Raw genomic sequence first — 15922 nt, 5'->3', positions numbered from 1 at the left:
AATCTTACAAAATCATTGACCATCGGCTTTCGCAAGGGAGCCTTCCTCACGTTAACGGTGCTGAACTTCATTGGAGCATTCGGAATGCGTATCAGGATCTTTTTCCGCATAACGGGCTAATGCCTTCGCAGCTGTTTCCGACATTCGCTCCCGTAGCACTGTGTGGTCAGCAATTCGAACCCGTTTGCCGAGAAAACGCATTTTGGATAAGACGTAATCCATCTCATTGCGCGGAACGGTCAGCTCGATCCGATATGTCTGCTTGGCTTCCAGGTACTCGACCTGTTTTTCGAAGCAGGAGAAGGCATAGAGGATTCGGGACAGTTCCTGATTGAACTCGGGCAGTACCTCGATGGTGATGGTCGTTTTGCGCTTCTCCGTTATCGCAGCAATCCGGGCAGTGTAACCCGAAGCGGTATCCAGTTCAACCGGTTGGGCTTCCACGGTAACGATGCTGTGCAGCTTGGTCGACATTAGTTTGTCGAAGCGAGGCGCATACCATAGCACGTACCATTCTTTTTTGACCATTGAATACTCCAGTTTGTACGGGAAGCCGAATTCATCATGGCTCGTGCGTCCATTGCGGACACGACCCGTCATGCGAAATCCCTGATGATGCAGAATGATTAGCCGTAACTGTCGAAGTAGTGGGTGAGAGACACTGTTTTCTTCGCTTTTGGCTTTTTCAGTCAGGTAATCTTGAAGGTTCAGGTCCTGCTCACCATTCAGCATGTTGTACATTTTATCCAATGTAACAGGGCTCAGCGCTTCTCTCGCAGCAGGGTGATTCAGCATCATGCGAAGCCAGGCCCGTTCCTGTGAGGTCCAGGTGAACAGTCCGGTTTCATTCAGTCGTGTCATCATCTGGTAATTGAACATCTTCTCGAACAGGTTCATAATATTCCGCAATCTCCTTCCATTCCTTGATCATCTCCTGGCGTAGTCTCTGAGGCGCGATTACTTCGCAGCTTGAGCCAAAACTCCGCAACCACGGTTTGATCTCGGTGGTACCGTTGACCTGGATTTCGTAGAGAAAGGTATGATCCGTTTCGGGTATAATTTTGCCCCATTGACCTTGCAGACGAACCCGATCCAGAATAAAGTTGCGCTGACCACGCTCCGGGTGGAAAAAGCGAGCTTGAACCGTCACGGTATTTCCCGTATCCACGAGCCAACTGTAGCGACTAATGTCGGTCCACTGCTGCTTCAGTTTGAGCATGTATTGCTCTTCTACTGAATCCTGTTCCTCCAACTGTGTTATGCCTTCCATGCGGAATTTCACAAAGCCGCGCCGGCCCTGATATCCAATTACATACCAACGACCATACTGATGGTCATAGATCACTTCAAGGGGCACGATCCGGTTGGATCGACCACCTGCTTCCCGTTCAAAGCGTGGATTCGTATTCTGTGAACTGTAGCTGGATGGTTTTTTCGGTGAATAGTATAGGAACTGCACACGTTTACGCTGACGAATCGCACTAAGTAGCGTGTAGAGATGAGCTTCGTCCAGGATACGAGAATAATAGTGATACTTATAGATATAGGGCTCGGTAGCTTCTTCTTGCGGGAAACTTGCCGTAATTGCTTTTTTTAAACTGTCGCGCAATAAGTACCCCTGTACGGAAGGAACCTGGGTGTTCGCCATCATATCCACAAAATCATACAACTCCAGCTGTTCCTCCACTGTCAATTCGGTAAGGACGTCCTGTTGTAAAGCATATCGATACGGTCTGCCACCCGGCTCTTTTCGGATAACCCCAACCTCTTCCAGATACTTCAGATCGGAACGAATGGTTTTCTCGTCAGGTAACGCCAGATCCTCCGGCAGATCAGCACAGCAGGCGTCCAGCAGTTCCATCGCGGTCAGGGTTTTATGTTGTAAGGTATGCAAAAGGACAGAAAGCCGCTGAACTTCAGTCTCTTTCATCGACTTGGCGCGGAAGAGGAAGAGCAACATAGGCTCTGCCGACTCCCCGTATTGGAAGCGGACGAGATCTGCCATTTCCAGGCTTGCTTCGGCACCTGAACGCTGGTCAGCGACGGTCTGCATGATTTCTTTTAATCTGCGATTGGTTTTATCAAAGGTATGTACGGATATGCCAAGCCGCTCGGCATATTGTTTGCGGTTATATGCACCGCTTGTTAGGGATAACATGCGTAAGAACTGAATTTCTTTGTCAAAACTCTCTCTTGCCATGAACATTCACTCCTTGTTATCCCTTCATTGTAGCAGGATGAGCGGAAGGTTTCATTTTAAACTTATGAAGGTTGACTCCATTTCAGAAAATGATTCGTCGCCATACTTTCGCCATGTTCGCGTGCAGATGTGTGAGGCATAATAAGGTTGTGAAGCGGGGCAGCAACAAACTCTGCGGATCAAGGTTCCGAGGCGCCAGGGAGGGTTACTTCGACTGTTAATCGACCAGGTCGTTGGTTCGAATCCAATCGCCGCCGTACATGGCGGTGTAGCTCAGCGGTAGAGCGGGTATTATACCTTCCCACCTTTTTCCTCGGAACATTTTATTATGAAAGAACAGCAAATAGACTCACACCGGGAGGTCATGAGTGATGAGCAGAGCGAAACAATTATTTAATCAACCTCAGCCAACGACACGTAATCATGGGGGCTACGGAGCCTATGAGCGATTGGTGGAGGAACAATATATACAGATGTTGATGACCAATACATTGAACAATACGTTTTATACAGATACACAGCAACTGATGGACGATGCGATGGTCAGTCATCAGGAGATGGCTGAGGTCGATGCAGGGTTTATGGCGCGGGCGCTGGTCTATGCTCGTAATGAAGGTTTGATGCGGTTACAGCCTCTATACGGGCTGGCACTGCTGTCCAAAGTGGACCCAGATCAGTTTGCGAAGATATTCTCCAAGGTGGTACAGACACCGGCTGACTTGGCCGATTTTCTGACGATTCTAAGAGGAACTGGTCGGGGACAGGGCGGGCGAGCGGTTAAGCGTCAGGTGAGTCAATTTTTGAACGGCATTACTGAATATTGGGCGATCAAATACAACGGGCGTGGGCGTGGATACAGTCTGGGCGATATGATCGCTACAGCACATCCCAAGCCGATAGATCTGAAGCAGCAAGCCTTATTCCGTTATTTGCGCGGGCATGAGGTGGATCTTACGGAACTACCGCAGTTGCAGGCGCTTGAAAAGCTGAAAGCTACTCCAAACCCGGCAAGCCGGATGCATCTGATCGAGAAAGGTAAACTGCCGTATTCGGTGGTCACCTCGATCATGCAACCGACACGTACGGTGTGGGAGGCGTTAATGTCACAGATGCCGACTTTTGCGTTGCTGCGCCATCTGAATGCAATGGATCGGGCAGGTGTTTTTGAAAAATCGAAAAATATCGATTACGTAACAGGTCGTCTAACGGATGCAGAAGCCCTGCGTAAGTCGCGCATCTTGCCTTTCCGATTCGCCAGTGCATATGAAATGATTGCGAGAGAAGAGTTGCGGGATGCTTTGCGGCAAGCGGTGGAGCTATCCATTGGCAACCTGCCAACACTGCCGGGAAGAACCGCTATTTTCCTGGATCGCTCCGGTTCCATGCAAGGGGATTATTTGCGGATTGGTTCGGTGCTGGCACTGGCGCTTTATAAACAAACAAGAGGTAACGCGCTGTTCTGGTTATTCGACCATATGGTTGAGGATGCTCGTCCCAAGATGGATGAGAGCATCCTTTCCCAAGCTCACCGTATTCGCGCACAAGGTGGAACAGATACCGGTCGACCGGTGCGGGAACTTCGGGATATCGGAGAAAAAGTGGATCAGATCATTATGATCACCGATGAACAGCAGAATGAAGGCAGCCCGTTATATGCTGAGCTTGAGCGATATCGCCGGATGATGAATCCCGAGTTGAAGGCATTTATTGTGGATATAGCACCTTATCAGCAGGCCATGGTACCGCCACGGGATGGCAAAACCTTTTACATCTACGGTTGGAGTGAAACGGTATTGACGTATATTGCCGAGACTGTGGCAGGATATGATACACTTGCGAACCGGGTGAGAGAGATAGAGATTTAGATTGGGAAATTTGGAGGCAACTGACGATGACCTATGTTCATGAAGAAATGAAAGACACGATCAGACAACAGCTCAAGCAGATTGAACAGGAGGAGCAGGTACGGATCATCTATGCCTGTGAATCAGGCAGCCGGGCGTGGGGGTTTCCTTCACAGGACAGTGATTATGATGTGCGTTTTCTGTATGTAAGACCGCTGGAATGGTACTTGTCGATTGAGGATAAAAGGGATGTTATTGAACGCCCAATCAGTGACCAGCTCGATATCAATGGTTGGGATCTGCGCAAGGCGTTAAAGCTGTTTCGCAAATCAAATCCACCACTCTTGGAGTGGCTGCAATCCCCCATTCAGTATGATGAACAGTATAACGTGGCACAGCATATCCGTGCGCTGTCACCGTTGACCTTCTCGCCCAAGTCCTGCATGTATCATTATCTGAATATGGCGAAGGGCAATTTCCGCGATTATTTACAAGGGGACCAGGTGAGGATTAAAAAGTATTTCTATGTGCTGCGCCCCTTACTCGCTTGTGGCTGGATCGAACGTTATGATGCGATGCCACCGATGGCATTTGAAGAGCTGATTCAAGAACTTGTACCTGCGACTACACCGCTATATACGGAGATTCATGAGTTACTACGCCGGAAAAAGGCGGGCGAGGAACTGGATCTGGAGCCGCAGTTGCCCGCAATACAAGCTTTTTTGACGGAGAAGATCGAGCATTTTGAACAACTGGCCGGCCAGATGGAGAATGAGCGGATTATTCAATTTGAAGAATTGGACCGGATTTTCCGTTTTGCATTACAAGAGGTGTGGGGGAACAATTAGGACGTTTCTTCTCACTCAGGCAAGCGATTCGATGATGAATGTCCGCGTCCGAACGTTTTATAGTCCAGGTCGGCTGGCTGATTGTGACGAATTGCAATTGCTAGGGAGAGTATGTTCTAAGGAACACAGGACGTCTTATGTTGCCTCAAGGGTGATTTTTTAAAATGTAAGGAACATGGGACACGTTATTGTCCGAAAAAGTCGGATAAAAGGCTGGAAAATGGCGGTTTAGCCCCATATAGCGTGACTTGGGTTCGTTAGGTTTCAAGGGGGCTTCTCATCATGAAATAAGACGCCAGCGATTCGTTAGCGCTCCATCATGTACTTGTGCTGCTCTGGCTCCGGGACGTTTAAGAACGCTTGGGCTTTCAGCAGGTTTGCAAGAAACGCACTAGTGCGTGACGACATTTTTTATATATAAGGAGGAGAACTGATGCATCTGATCTTAAAAACAAGCGGCGCTGACGCGGGGGTTGTATCCCATTTGTTAGCGAAGAATCCGCTGAATATATATGACCGAGTAGACAAAGGTGTGCGTGTAAGAATGGTGTACACCACGGCTACAGAGAACGAAACAGAAGTGCTGATTCATGCCGAGCCTGATCCTGTGGATCTGGTCAGAGGTACACCTGATGGATATGACATAACGCAATATATCAATGATCGTGAGTTCGTGACCAGCAGCTTGTTCTGCTCCTACATACGTGGGGCGCTAGGGACGGCCTTGAATGGTAAGCCCAAGGAAGACTATGTGCAATGGGTAGGGCATGCTTTCGAGTTGGAACTGACCTTTGGCCCAGTGGCTTCCGATCTGCCGGATCGAGTTGTGGAAGAATTATTCTCGCCATTAGGATACGCCGTTTCGGTGGAGCGTGGAGAACTATCGTATTCATTTGATCTGAAAAATAAAAGCACGGTTCGCCATATCATCCTGCGTGGACGTAATACGGTACAACATGCACTGCGTCAGCTTTTTCTACTGATTCCAGTGCTGGATAATTACAAACATTATTTCATCAGTGAAGATGAGATCGATAAAATCAAACGGTATGGTGAAGGGTGGCTGGATGCTCACCCACTGAAAGAACTCATTGTGAAGCGTACGTTGCGTTTTGCCGAACTGATTCGGCAGTATGAGCGACAAGAGGGTGCTTTGTCTGCGTCTCTTGGACAGGAGAGAGGAATAGGTCACATCTCGGAAGCGATTATTCAGGAGAAAAAAGCAGGGCATCGGGATGAAGGAGAAAAAGAGTATCTGGGGTCCGAGTCCGATAACGATGAGATGCAACTGAATGCAGATCCTAGAGGTCCAGGTGAAGGTACGGATGCAGATACAGAGATAGAAGATGGTGATGCAAAGATTGCTGATGTAGATACAGGTACAGCTGGAGGAGATGGCGGGCAATCTGAACAATCTGAACCTCCTGTGCGGCTAAACGAGTTGCGTTATCGTGCGATTACAGATGTGGTTGAAGCGTTGCCAGTCAAACGGAGCATTGTTGATATGGGAGCGGGTGAAGGCAAGCTGTCTGCCCGTTTGGCGTACATTCCCGGTGTGGAGGCAATTCTGGCCGTTGAACCTTCCGGTCAGTCGCGGCTCCGGGCTATGGAGCGCTTCGCGAAGCTGGAGGGTCGTTCTGGAGTGGTGGCTATGCCGGAGCCAATCATCGGTTCACTGTTTTATTTTGACGAGCAGATGCAAAACCAGGACGTTATGATTCTGTGCGAAGTGGTTGAGCATATCGAGGAATATCGTCTGAACGGAATTATGGATACAATCATGAACGATTATCAGCCAGAAGTGCTGCTGGTCACTACACCAAACAAAGAATATAACGAAGTGTATGCAATGGAGCAGGAAAGTTTCCGTCACCATGATCATCGCTTTGAATGGACTCGTGCGGAGCTGGCTTCCCGGTGTGAGGAATGGACGCAGCACGGGAACTATGGCTATGAAATTAAGGGTATCGGTGAGCATGTAGAGGGCTATGGACAACCTACCCAACTGGTCATTTTTGAACGGAGAAAGGAGAGTCTATCATGAGTGGAAAAACGGGTTCTAGTGAAACAGCTAGTGTGGGCAGAGGACAGCAGGATCGGAAAAATGAGATGAAGGAAAGACAGCGGGAGATCCGTCTGCCCTATGCAGGTATCGTCGTTCTTGTTGGCCCGTCCAACAGTGGCAAAAGTACGATGTTGGATCGTCTCGTTGCAGAAAGTGTCATTCGCCGCACAGAAGCCGTCTCGTCAGATCAATTCCGCATGCTGGTTGGAGATGATGAGTATGTGGATTGGAAACACCGTCCCCGCAGTGAAGCGGATGTGATCTATGCGGAGTATCAGCAAGTATCGGCCAAAGCATTTGAGGCGATGGAGGCGATGCTGGCAACCCGCTGCCGTCTGAACAAGCTGACCTGGGTGGATGCGACACATCTGTATCCCGAGGATCGCGAGCGCCTGATTCAGGTGGCAAGAAAGGCTCATGTGCCTGTGATTGCTGTGGTGCTGGATATCCCTGAAAAAGAGCTGCTGGAACGTGATGCCCAGCGGGAGTATCCGCGTGGACGTCAACGGGTGAAACAACAGGTGCAGCAGTTCAAGCGCACATTACGCTCGATCCGTGAGGATGGCTTCGATGCCAGTTATGTGCTGAAGCGGCCGGATGAGATTACGTTTGTCCGCACATCCAATCCACTGGTGACCGACATGGGTACAGGTATTGATATCATCGGAGATATTCATGGCTGTTACGATGAAATGATGGAAATAATCGTGCGTCTCGGGTATGTGGACGAGGATGGAAGTGGTCTGTACCGTCACCCTGAAGGACGGAAATTGGTTTCCGTTGGTGACGTAACGAGCCGTGGGCCAGAATCATTAAATTGTCTGTTGTTCTGGCAACGGCATTGTGCCGCCGAGCTCGCCTACATGATTGACAGTAATCACGGCTGGAAGATCGCGCGTTATCTGGATGGTCGTGACGTTACGTTGAGTCATGGTGACGAACGGGTGGAGATGGAACTGCTACAGTTTGAGCGGGAGCAAGGCCAAGAGACAGCAAAGCGAGTACGTGCAGAGCTTAGGGCATTTCTGCTTGATGCACCATCTCATCTGGTCTTTTCCCGGAACGGGGTAAGACAGGTGGTTGTAGCACACGCGGGAATTCGAGATCATTTTATCGGAAAACAGTCCAAACGCATTCAGGATTACTGCCGATATGGCGATGTGGAGGGTACGGATGAGCAGGGTCGGCCTGTGCGCAAGGATTGGTACGTGGATCACAATTCGGGTGAATGCATCGTCTGGGGACATGATCCCCGTCCATATCCTACGATTGTGAATGATACGGTCAACATTGATCAAGGTGTCGTTTTTGGTGGCATGCTCACTGCTTGGCGAATGCCAGAACGTGAGGCAGTCAGTGTTCCGGCGAAGCAGGATTATGCGAGGGATCCGGATAGTCCATTAAAGCGCTGGGAACAGCGGCGTTTTGCTCCGCCCAACATACGTAAGTTTAAGGAGGGTTTCACGGTTCAGACAGCATCCAAACTTGATGTATCTGTGCACGGTGAGGTGGCGAAGACGGCGATTGATACGTTTTCCCATTATACTGTGCCTCTGGAAGAACTGATTTACATCCCGCCTACGATGAGTCCTCCGCCGGGTGTCTGTTCTGTAGAGGGATATCTGGAGCATCCACAGGATGCGTTCCATTATTATCGTTCACAGGGCGTTACCCGTATGGTTGCCGAGAAGAAACACATGGGCAGTCGGGCCATTTTGCTTCTTTTCCGCGATGAGCAAGCTGCGGTGCAGCGAGTGGGTAGGCCGATGTTGGGGAACATTGTGACCCGGACGGGCCGATCCTTTTTTGACCCTTCGACAGAGCAAGATGTGCTTTCCAGATTACATGTGGACTTGACCGTAGACGGTTATTTTGAGCGTCATCAGACGGAGTTTGTATTGCTCGATGCGGAGATTGTACCTTGGAATCTAAAGGCGCGTGAGCTGATTGCTTCACAATATGCACATGTGGCCGAAGCCTCGCTCATGGATCGCTCTACAGTGCTGGACAAACTGCGCGAAGCTCAAGCGGCAGGTCGGAATGTAGATGACTGGTTGCAGGAGACAGCAGGTAAACTCGCTAATGCCGAGACGTTCCGCGATGTATTCCAGAAATACTGCTGGGATGTGGAGGATATCGGGGACATACGGATTGCACCGTTCCACACACTGGCACATAGCACGGGAGCATTTTGGGAGCAAACGCATGAATGGCATATGGAGCAGAACCGTGAGTTCGCCCGGATATCGACCATGATGATGGAGACGGAATATCGCGTGATCGCAAGTGAGGCAGATGAAGCGGATGTCATTCTTTGGTGGAATGAGATTACGGCGGAAGGACATGAGGGGATTGTGATCAAACCCGAAACATTCCGCGCCTGGAATAATAACAAAATGATTCAGCCTGCGATTAAAGTACGAGGACGTGCATATTTGCACATCATCTATGGGATGGACTACCTGGCACCCGAGAATCTGTCCCGACTTCGTAAACGCAAAACGTCCAAAAAAGAACGTCACGCCTTAATGGAGAGTGCTTTGGGCATGGAGGGGATTGAGCGCTTTATACGCAGAGAGCCAGTGGAACGAATTCATGAATGCGTGCTGGCAACGCTATCGCTGGAGTCGGAGCGAGTAGACCCGCGTTTGTAAACTGTTATATGAAAATAATTTTTGTTATTCACCTATATTGTATGGGTAATTATGGTATGATACTCTGGCCAAACTAATTGCTGGAGGTTATCCGTATGCGTATCAAAGTAATAAGCAGTTTGCTTGCCATTTTCATGATTTTTGCTACCGTTGCGTCTGCTCACCCGGGAAGAACAGATGCAAATGGGGGACATACCTGTCGAACCAACTGTGCAAAATGGGGGCTGAAACAAGGGGAATATCATTATCACAACGGAGGTTCTTCTTCGAGTTCCAAATCTTCCTCTACAAGTTCATCCAGTTCAGGAAGTACCAAGAAAAGTAATAAGTCTTCAACGGCAACCCAAAAGAAAGCCACTCCTAAACCAGAATATATCAAGTCTGCTGTTCAGGTGAAGGTGAATGGTTCCAAGGTTATTTTCACCGAATCTCCAATTATAATGAATAACACAAATCTCGTACCTCTGCGTGAGATGGCCAAAGCAATGAAAGCCAAAACGTCTTGGGACAGTAAGACTCAGACCATTACCGTTACCAAAGACAAGTACAAGCTAATCTTTACCTTGGGCAGTAAAAAGGTGAAGGTTAACGGGAAAGAAGTCACCCTACAGGCAGCACCCAAAGAAATTAAGGGAACGACGTATATTCCCCTCAGAGTTTTGGTAGAAGGGCTTGGGGCATCCCTCACTTCATCTGGTAATACGCTGACGGTGAAAGTCAAATAATAAGAATAAGAATAAGAATTCATAAAGAAGCAGGTTCGGAGTTTATCCGGCCCTGCTTCTTTTTTGTATATGAACTTCGTTAAAGCGAAACCTCATCAGGCCATTTTACTTGGCGCTGCAACTTTTGACATGACCTGGATCAGTTGGTATGAGCAACGGCGCGAATCTCAATCAGTTGATGAGGGAAGGCCAGACCCGATGTCCCAACCATTGTAACAGCCGGACGATGAGTACCAATATACTCTTTATACACAGCAACACATGGCTCAAGATGCTCCTGCGGGTGAACCAAAAAAATCTCCAGTTCAGCAATGTTCGACTTGGTCACGTTAAATCCTGCGAGCACGCGATCCAAGTTATCCAATGTCTGGCGGACCTGTGCTTCAATATCATTGACACCAATAAACGTTCCCTGCATATCATGCGAAAATTGACCTGCAATGTAGATCGTACCGTTAATGCTGTATCCCTGAGCAACGCTGAATGCCTCTTCCCACGGGACCCCGTGGCTATATATTTGAGCTGTAGTCATAAGTTTCTCTCCTTTGGAAATTCAAGATATGGTTAGTATAAACGGAGAAAAACGACTTGGGCAGTACGCACTTTCATGACAGTGACTATCCATTGGGATAGTGTAAACACGGTGTTTGTGAGCCTAACGACTCATTTCAGAGAATCTTTATATCAGGATATTTAATTTAGGTATAACTAACTTAAGTCCTATATCCTTCCACTAGAATCTGGGTAATAATTATAGTAGGCAAGTGATTAATGGAATCTCATAACGTAACGATAGGGGGTAACCTGTATGGCATCTGTGATTCTGCTGGTGAAACAGACGGAGGACGATGAGAAGGTTATTTATCGCTTCGGACCGAATGAGCGAAAGATGGGGCTCATTGAGATGAATAAGATTAAGGAAAGTGTGAAGGAACTGGAACCTGTCCAGGTGGATGGGGTAAGCCCGAGTTTTTTCTTTAACCGAGCCGCGCAGCGACTGGTACGATGTTTATTCAGGGAAGGCGGCAAGTTCCCGGAACGAACGACGTTTGAATCATAGTCCTATGGCAGGCTGCATGACAAGTAGGCTGAGCAGGCAGTTGAGAGTTCATGGGTTAAATAATGGAAGAAGTCCAAGAGACCAAAGGTGGTGGCTCTTGGACTTTTTTTTGCGTGTGCTACACATTTAAGTATGGGAGACAGGGACCGCGAAGAGATCGATCCATTCTCGCAATTGTTTACGAAAGGAGGAATTGGTGTGCTGGTCAATCTCGATGTTAGAATCACTTTCGCTGGTGGAATCTCTGTTAGTCATGCTCCAGATACCTTGTTCGGTATGAAGCAGCAGGAGAGCTTGATCAGGCAGAGGAATTACATCTTCGGCATAATTGATGATGCTGAGGTTATCCACACTACGACCAGAAGCTTCAAAAGAGTTATGCCATACCTTCAATAACTCGCGTGTTTCTAGAGGAAGCTCCCAATCATCCATGAATCTATCTAAAAAAATATGGTTTTCCTCGTTCGTCAGGACAGTCCATTGTTCCTCCGTTATCGTGAACTGAGTAGGTTTATCAATGAATGGTTTGTGTTGCCCTATGTAAAATCGGAACAACTCCTCTTCCCATTCCTCAGGTTCTGTCCAGGTGAACAAATGCACACGTTGATCTACTGCCAAATGATAGAGGTATGTATCGTTGTTATCCGTACTTTTGTGAATGGTTAATACCTTTTCTTGTTCAAGGCTGTCTGAGTACGCTCTAATCATGCTGCGGCTTTGGGCAAAATGCATAAGCATCTTCAAAAACTCCGACTCGATCTCTATCTTGGTATCTTCCATATGCAAGATTAGCCCCTTGGATAAAAGACCGTGAGAGGCAGCCCTTAGAACGAGTTCCCAGTGTTGTTCAGATAACTCGCCATACATCGGTTTTAGGAGACCGGCTGCAATGTCCTCTGCGCCAAGTGTGGCCAGCGCAAATCCAAATTCTTCAATGGATAAGGTAACAAGTCGTTTATTCATGAGCTTAACCGCCTACTTTCTATGTAGATTGATAGATACAGGTTACTTTTTTTAGAAGGTCATTTGTGCTCATTCCAGGTTTTTCGAAGTATTTTAAGAATGTCACTTTCCTGATGTTTCAGTAGACTATACGTATATATTTTAAAGCTCTTTCCGTCAACCATTTTGAATAAGTAATAGGATGGAGTAGGTTGAATCCATTTGTTTAGTCCCGGAGCTACGAAATCAATGGTGCGTATATCCTTCCAAGATAACTGTTTTCCTGCATTTGTCTTAATGCCAGACAGGTCGAAGGAAAATAAGATGTTTGTACCAAATATTCTCGTGATGTTCCAGATAAACAGACGCCCCACAAACCAAAAGCTTAAGAATGCCGCACTAGTAAAGTGCAAGGTTTGAAGAACGCTGTTGTCACCATAGATAACATCACCAATCAAGACAAATCCAGCAATGATAAAAAGAGCAGATATCAGCGTATGACGAATTGCATATTTGCGTTGGTATGTAACGAACTGCATGGATACCTCCTAAGTATTATTTGAAGAGTTTACTAACCCATCTAATCCCTTTTTCAGCCGCTGAGGCTATATGTTTTCCGGCATAACTACCTATAGCTCCGCCTACATAAGCTCCAACTGCTGTTCCTGCAGGCCCGGCGAACGATAATAGGGTCCCGCCAACAATAGCCCCGGCTCCTGCAGAGGCAGACTTGATCACGATATTCGATGTGGACACGGCGAGATCCGTTTTGGTTAATGTTCCTTCCTTATACTTGGAGACCGTTTTAACCCCTTCATCCCAAACATTAAGTCCTACGTTGATGGGGAACAGTTTTTTGCTTATCATTGTAGGGATTTTGGAAATTTTCATACCGTATTGACCTTTATTCACACCGGCAATAACATTGCGGGTCCATTGACCGAAGCTGTTGGCTTTGTTGAAACCAAGCCCGATATCACCTACTTTTAATTTACCTGCAAGTCGATCAAAGCCCTTTAATCCTTTCATGACCAGACCCGGGCTGCGGAATTGTTTATCCAGTTTACGTGCCATGTTGCTCAGAAAGGAATTTCCCTTTCCCTTCACCCACGGAGCATTATGGACTTTGGCACGGCTAGAGTTCCGGGGATCTACTTTGAAATGAACCGTTTTGGAGAGTACCATGGACGTAGCCATAGCAGAATATAGTCCTGTTCCAATCAGGCCTACATTCCCATGAATCCCATTAATTATATTCCAAGACTTACTTCCTTGATCATATATATCCGATAGCGTCGTTTTTACATCTTTCCCAGAAGCGGATTGGCTTGTACTGGTCTGTACACCATGCTCCTGAGATTGATCCGCTTCTGAGAAACGAGTTGCGATGGTATGTAGTTCCGTGCCAATCGCAGAGACTGAGCTAGAGAATCTTTCCATTTGCCGATGTGCCACCTGAAAGTTCTGAAAGAAACGCTCTTGTGTGATTCCTGACCACTGGCTCTGTAATGTACTTATATGTCTGCTTAAATTGTTAATCATGCTACGACTATGTTCCGAAGCTTGAGCAAATTGGTTGGAGATTACCTGAAGCTGCTCAGGCGGTACAATAATCCTGGTCACGACATTCACCTCGTGGAAGATAAAATTAAGAATTTCTACAGATTATGTATATATGAAAAATGAAACGCTGTGAAATATTTACCCATTAATTTTAAAGGTCGAAACGTTTATTCGCAACGGCTAATAAGCAATTGACGCGCAAAACAGTCCTTTGGTTGGGTTAAATAAGTGCTCTTCGTAAGACTTTGTTCCTGCAAGTGGGACGAACAGTATAAACAAAGAAGCCCACAACCACCTATAGGGGGCGTGGACTTGTAAATTTGATTTTGGTCTTAACGGAGGTATGTACTTACGCACATTCCTCATCTAGAACGTTTTGGCATAAGAGATCAGTGCCGTAATGGTGATGATATTAAGCAACGTTGAGATCAGCACCGTCTGGGCTGCAAAATCGGGTTCGTTATCGTATTCTTCCGCAAGAATGGATGCGTTGACACCCGTCGGCATACCGGAAGCGATAATAAGTGCCTGTGCAGCGATACCTTCCAACCCAAGCAGTAGCACAATTGAAATCCCGATAGCCGGGCCAATCAGAAGACGCAAAAATGTGCTAATATACACATCAAGGCGATACAGTTGAATTGGATATTTTACAATCTGTGCCCCGAGTGTCAGAAGCGCCACGGCAACCATACTTTGCTGCGCATAGGTCAGTGGCATGGATAGGAACGTAGGCAAGGGAACCTTCCACATGTGTAACAGAATCCCCAGCAAGAGTGCATACGGAACGGGCATTTTAAGAAATCCAATAATCACGGCACGGTAATTACCTTTGAGCTTCGCGCCCTGAATGGACAACACACCATAGGTGAATGTCAGTAATGCCTGCAAAGACATGACCAGTGCCTGAATGGAAGAGGCGAGTGGATCCCCGCGGAATACCAGTGCATTGATGGGCAGTCCATAGTTGCCTGCGTTATCCAGCATAATACTGTTGTTGAAAGCAGCCTTCATGCCTTTATTCATCCGAAGTGAGCGCGCAAATACAGAACCTACAATATAGAGAATCAATACATATATCGCGTAAAAGAGTGTCACGGTCCCAAGCAGTTCGCCCGACATATCCGAGTGGTACATGCTCATAAAGACGGCTGCGGGGGTAATACAATAGAAATTGATTTTGGCGAGGGTGTACAAGTCCAGCTTGAACACCTTTTGCATCCAGGACCCGACGGCGATCAGGAGAAAGACGGGCAGGACGACTTCAAGCATGATGTCTGCAATCATTAGTTCAGCTTCCTTTTTCATGAAAATTTCAATCCGATTTCGAAAATACTTTGCTTATTATATCATTTTATACACACACGAAAGATTTAATTAGCTAAAAAAGATAAGGGGGCTTCCCATCATGATTCCAGATCATCTGGATGTTGGTTTATCGATATTGTTTATAGGCTTCAATCCGAGCATTACGTCTGGAGAGACGGGTCATCATTATGCTTACAAAGGAAACCGGTTCTGGCGCATTCTTGAACGTTCGGGATTAACCCCGCGTTTATATGATGCACAGGAGGATGGAGAGTTGCTGAAGCTGGGATATGGATTCACGAATATTGTGGCCCGTCCCACCAGAGGTATGGAGGATATTACGAAGGAAGAGTACGCAGAAGGACGACAGATTTTACGGCAAAAGTTGGAGAAATACCGACCGGACATCGCTTGTTTTGTCGGAAAAGGTGTATACACCCAGTACAGCAAGCGCGCCAAAGTGCAATGGGGATTTCAGGACGACCCGGTCGTCAAGGAAATTCAGGAGTTCGTCGCTCCGTCGTCCAGTGGACTCGTGCGCATGTCGATGGATGAGATTGTGGCGATCTATTCCCAGCTTGCTGATTTTGTTGCGGAGAAGAACAGGGAAGATTAGGAGGCAAGTAAGCAGAGTTCACCCAGTCGGCTTTGCCGATAAGGGCGAATTCTTTTTTTGGATAAAGTGAGAGGTTTCGGGAACGGCTTCCGTCTAT

14 protein-coding genes are annotated in these 15922 nt (G+C 47.4%); 7 read left to right on the top strand and 7 right to left on the bottom strand.

Annotation, left to right across the window (positions count from 1 at the left end):
• Window positions 1–51: 51 nt before the first annotated feature.
• Both AC1DE7_RS14010 and AC1DE7_RS14005 read right to left on the bottom strand, forming a co-directional pair.
• Complete coding sequence (locus tag AC1DE7_RS14010; RefSeq protein WP_477534619.1) at window positions 52–897, bottom strand: WYL domain-containing protein; 846 nt, start codon at window positions 895–897, stop codon at window positions 52–54.
• On the bottom strand, window positions 845–2200 hold the full coding sequence (locus AC1DE7_RS14005) for a helix-turn-helix transcriptional regulator (protein WP_076319436.1): 1356 nt from the start codon (window positions 2198–2200) through the stop codon (window positions 845–847). The genes AC1DE7_RS14010 and AC1DE7_RS14005 overlap by 53 nt, the downstream gene beginning before the upstream one ends.
• A gap of 371 nt (window positions 2201–2571) precedes the next feature.
• Between AC1DE7_RS14005 and AC1DE7_RS14000 the strand changes: the two genes are divergently transcribed.
• The 5 genes from AC1DE7_RS14000 to AC1DE7_RS13980 all read left to right on the top strand — a co-directional run bounded on the left by AC1DE7_RS14000 (window position 2572) and on the right by AC1DE7_RS13980 (window position 10336).
• A complete protein-coding gene (locus tag AC1DE7_RS14000; protein ID WP_477534618.1) occupies window positions 2572–4065 on the top strand; it encodes a TROVE domain-containing protein in 1494 nt (497 codons plus the stop codon).
• A 26-nt stretch (window positions 4066–4091) separates the two neighbouring features.
• Window positions 4092–4892 carry a nucleotidyltransferase domain-containing protein gene (locus tag AC1DE7_RS13995; RefSeq protein WP_477534617.1) on the top strand — a complete coding sequence of 267 codons (801 nt, stop codon included), beginning with the start codon at window positions 4092–4094 and terminating at the stop codon, window positions 4890–4892.
• 433 nt (window positions 4893–5325) lie between these two features.
• Window positions 5326–6936 (top strand): 3' terminal RNA ribose 2'-O-methyltransferase Hen1, encoded by a 1611-nt coding sequence (locus AC1DE7_RS13990; RefSeq protein WP_477534616.1) that lies wholly within the window; start codon window positions 5326–5328, stop codon window positions 6934–6936.
• Window positions 6937–7001: 65 nt separating this feature from the next.
• Window positions 7002–9611, top strand: coding sequence for a polynucleotide kinase-phosphatase (locus tag AC1DE7_RS13985; protein WP_477534740.1), 2610 nt, complete (start codon window positions 7002–7004; stop codon window positions 9609–9611).
• Between the two features lie 95 nt (window positions 9612–9706).
• The gene (locus AC1DE7_RS13980; protein ID WP_127547173.1) at window positions 9707–10336 is read left to right on the top strand and encodes a copper amine oxidase N-terminal domain-containing protein; all 630 of its coding nucleotides are present in this window, start codon (window positions 9707–9709) and stop codon (window positions 10334–10336) included.
• Between the two features lie 139 nt (window positions 10337–10475).
• On the opposite strand, the gene AC1DE7_RS13975 is transcribed toward AC1DE7_RS13980, so the two are convergent.
• Entirely contained in the window at window positions 10476–10868 is a 393-nt protein-coding gene (locus tag AC1DE7_RS13975; RefSeq protein ID WP_127547171.1) for a RidA family protein, read from the bottom strand.
• A gap of 276 nt (window positions 10869–11144) precedes the next feature.
• Between AC1DE7_RS13975 and AC1DE7_RS13970 the strand changes: the two genes are divergently transcribed.
• Complete coding sequence (locus AC1DE7_RS13970) at window positions 11145–11396, top strand: RNA-binding protein (protein ID WP_076251279.1); 252 nt, start codon at window positions 11145–11147, stop codon at window positions 11394–11396.
• Between the two features lie 126 nt (window positions 11397–11522).
• Here AC1DE7_RS13970 and AC1DE7_RS13965 read toward each other — a convergent pair whose 3' ends face one another.
• The 4 genes from AC1DE7_RS13965 to AC1DE7_RS13950 form a co-directional block, all read right to left on the bottom strand.
• Window positions 11523–12359 (bottom strand): hypothetical protein, encoded by an 837-nt coding sequence (locus tag AC1DE7_RS13965; RefSeq protein WP_477534615.1) that lies wholly within the window; start codon window positions 12357–12359, stop codon window positions 11523–11525.
• Between the two features lie 59 nt (window positions 12360–12418).
• Window positions 12419–12877 carry a hypothetical protein gene (locus AC1DE7_RS13960; protein ID WP_477534614.1) on the bottom strand — a complete coding sequence of 153 codons (459 nt, stop codon included), beginning with the start codon at window positions 12875–12877 and terminating at the stop codon, window positions 12419–12421.
• A gap of 16 nt (window positions 12878–12893) precedes the next feature.
• Window positions 12894–13961: a WXG100 family type VII secretion target gene (locus AC1DE7_RS13955; RefSeq protein WP_477534613.1), complete on the bottom strand. Its 1068-nt coding sequence runs from the start codon at window positions 13959–13961 to the stop codon at window positions 12894–12896.
• A gap of 306 nt (window positions 13962–14267) precedes the next feature.
• Window positions 14268–15188: an AEC family transporter gene (locus tag AC1DE7_RS13950; RefSeq protein WP_017690279.1), complete on the bottom strand. Its 921-nt coding sequence runs from the start codon at window positions 15186–15188 to the stop codon at window positions 14268–14270.
• A gap of 121 nt (window positions 15189–15309) precedes the next feature.
• Here AC1DE7_RS13950 and AC1DE7_RS13945 point away from each other — a divergent pair, with 121 nt between their 5' ends.
• Window positions 15310–15825, top strand: coding sequence for a mismatch-specific DNA-glycosylase (locus tag AC1DE7_RS13945; protein WP_211081847.1), 516 nt, complete (start codon window positions 15310–15312; stop codon window positions 15823–15825).
• Window positions 15826–15922: the final 97 nt, after the last annotated feature.

This window comes from Paenibacillus sp. 10L310, from assembly GCF_056395745.1.
The sequence above is the reverse complement of the archived record's forward strand: the minus strand, read 5'-3'. Positions and strand labels throughout refer to the sequence as shown.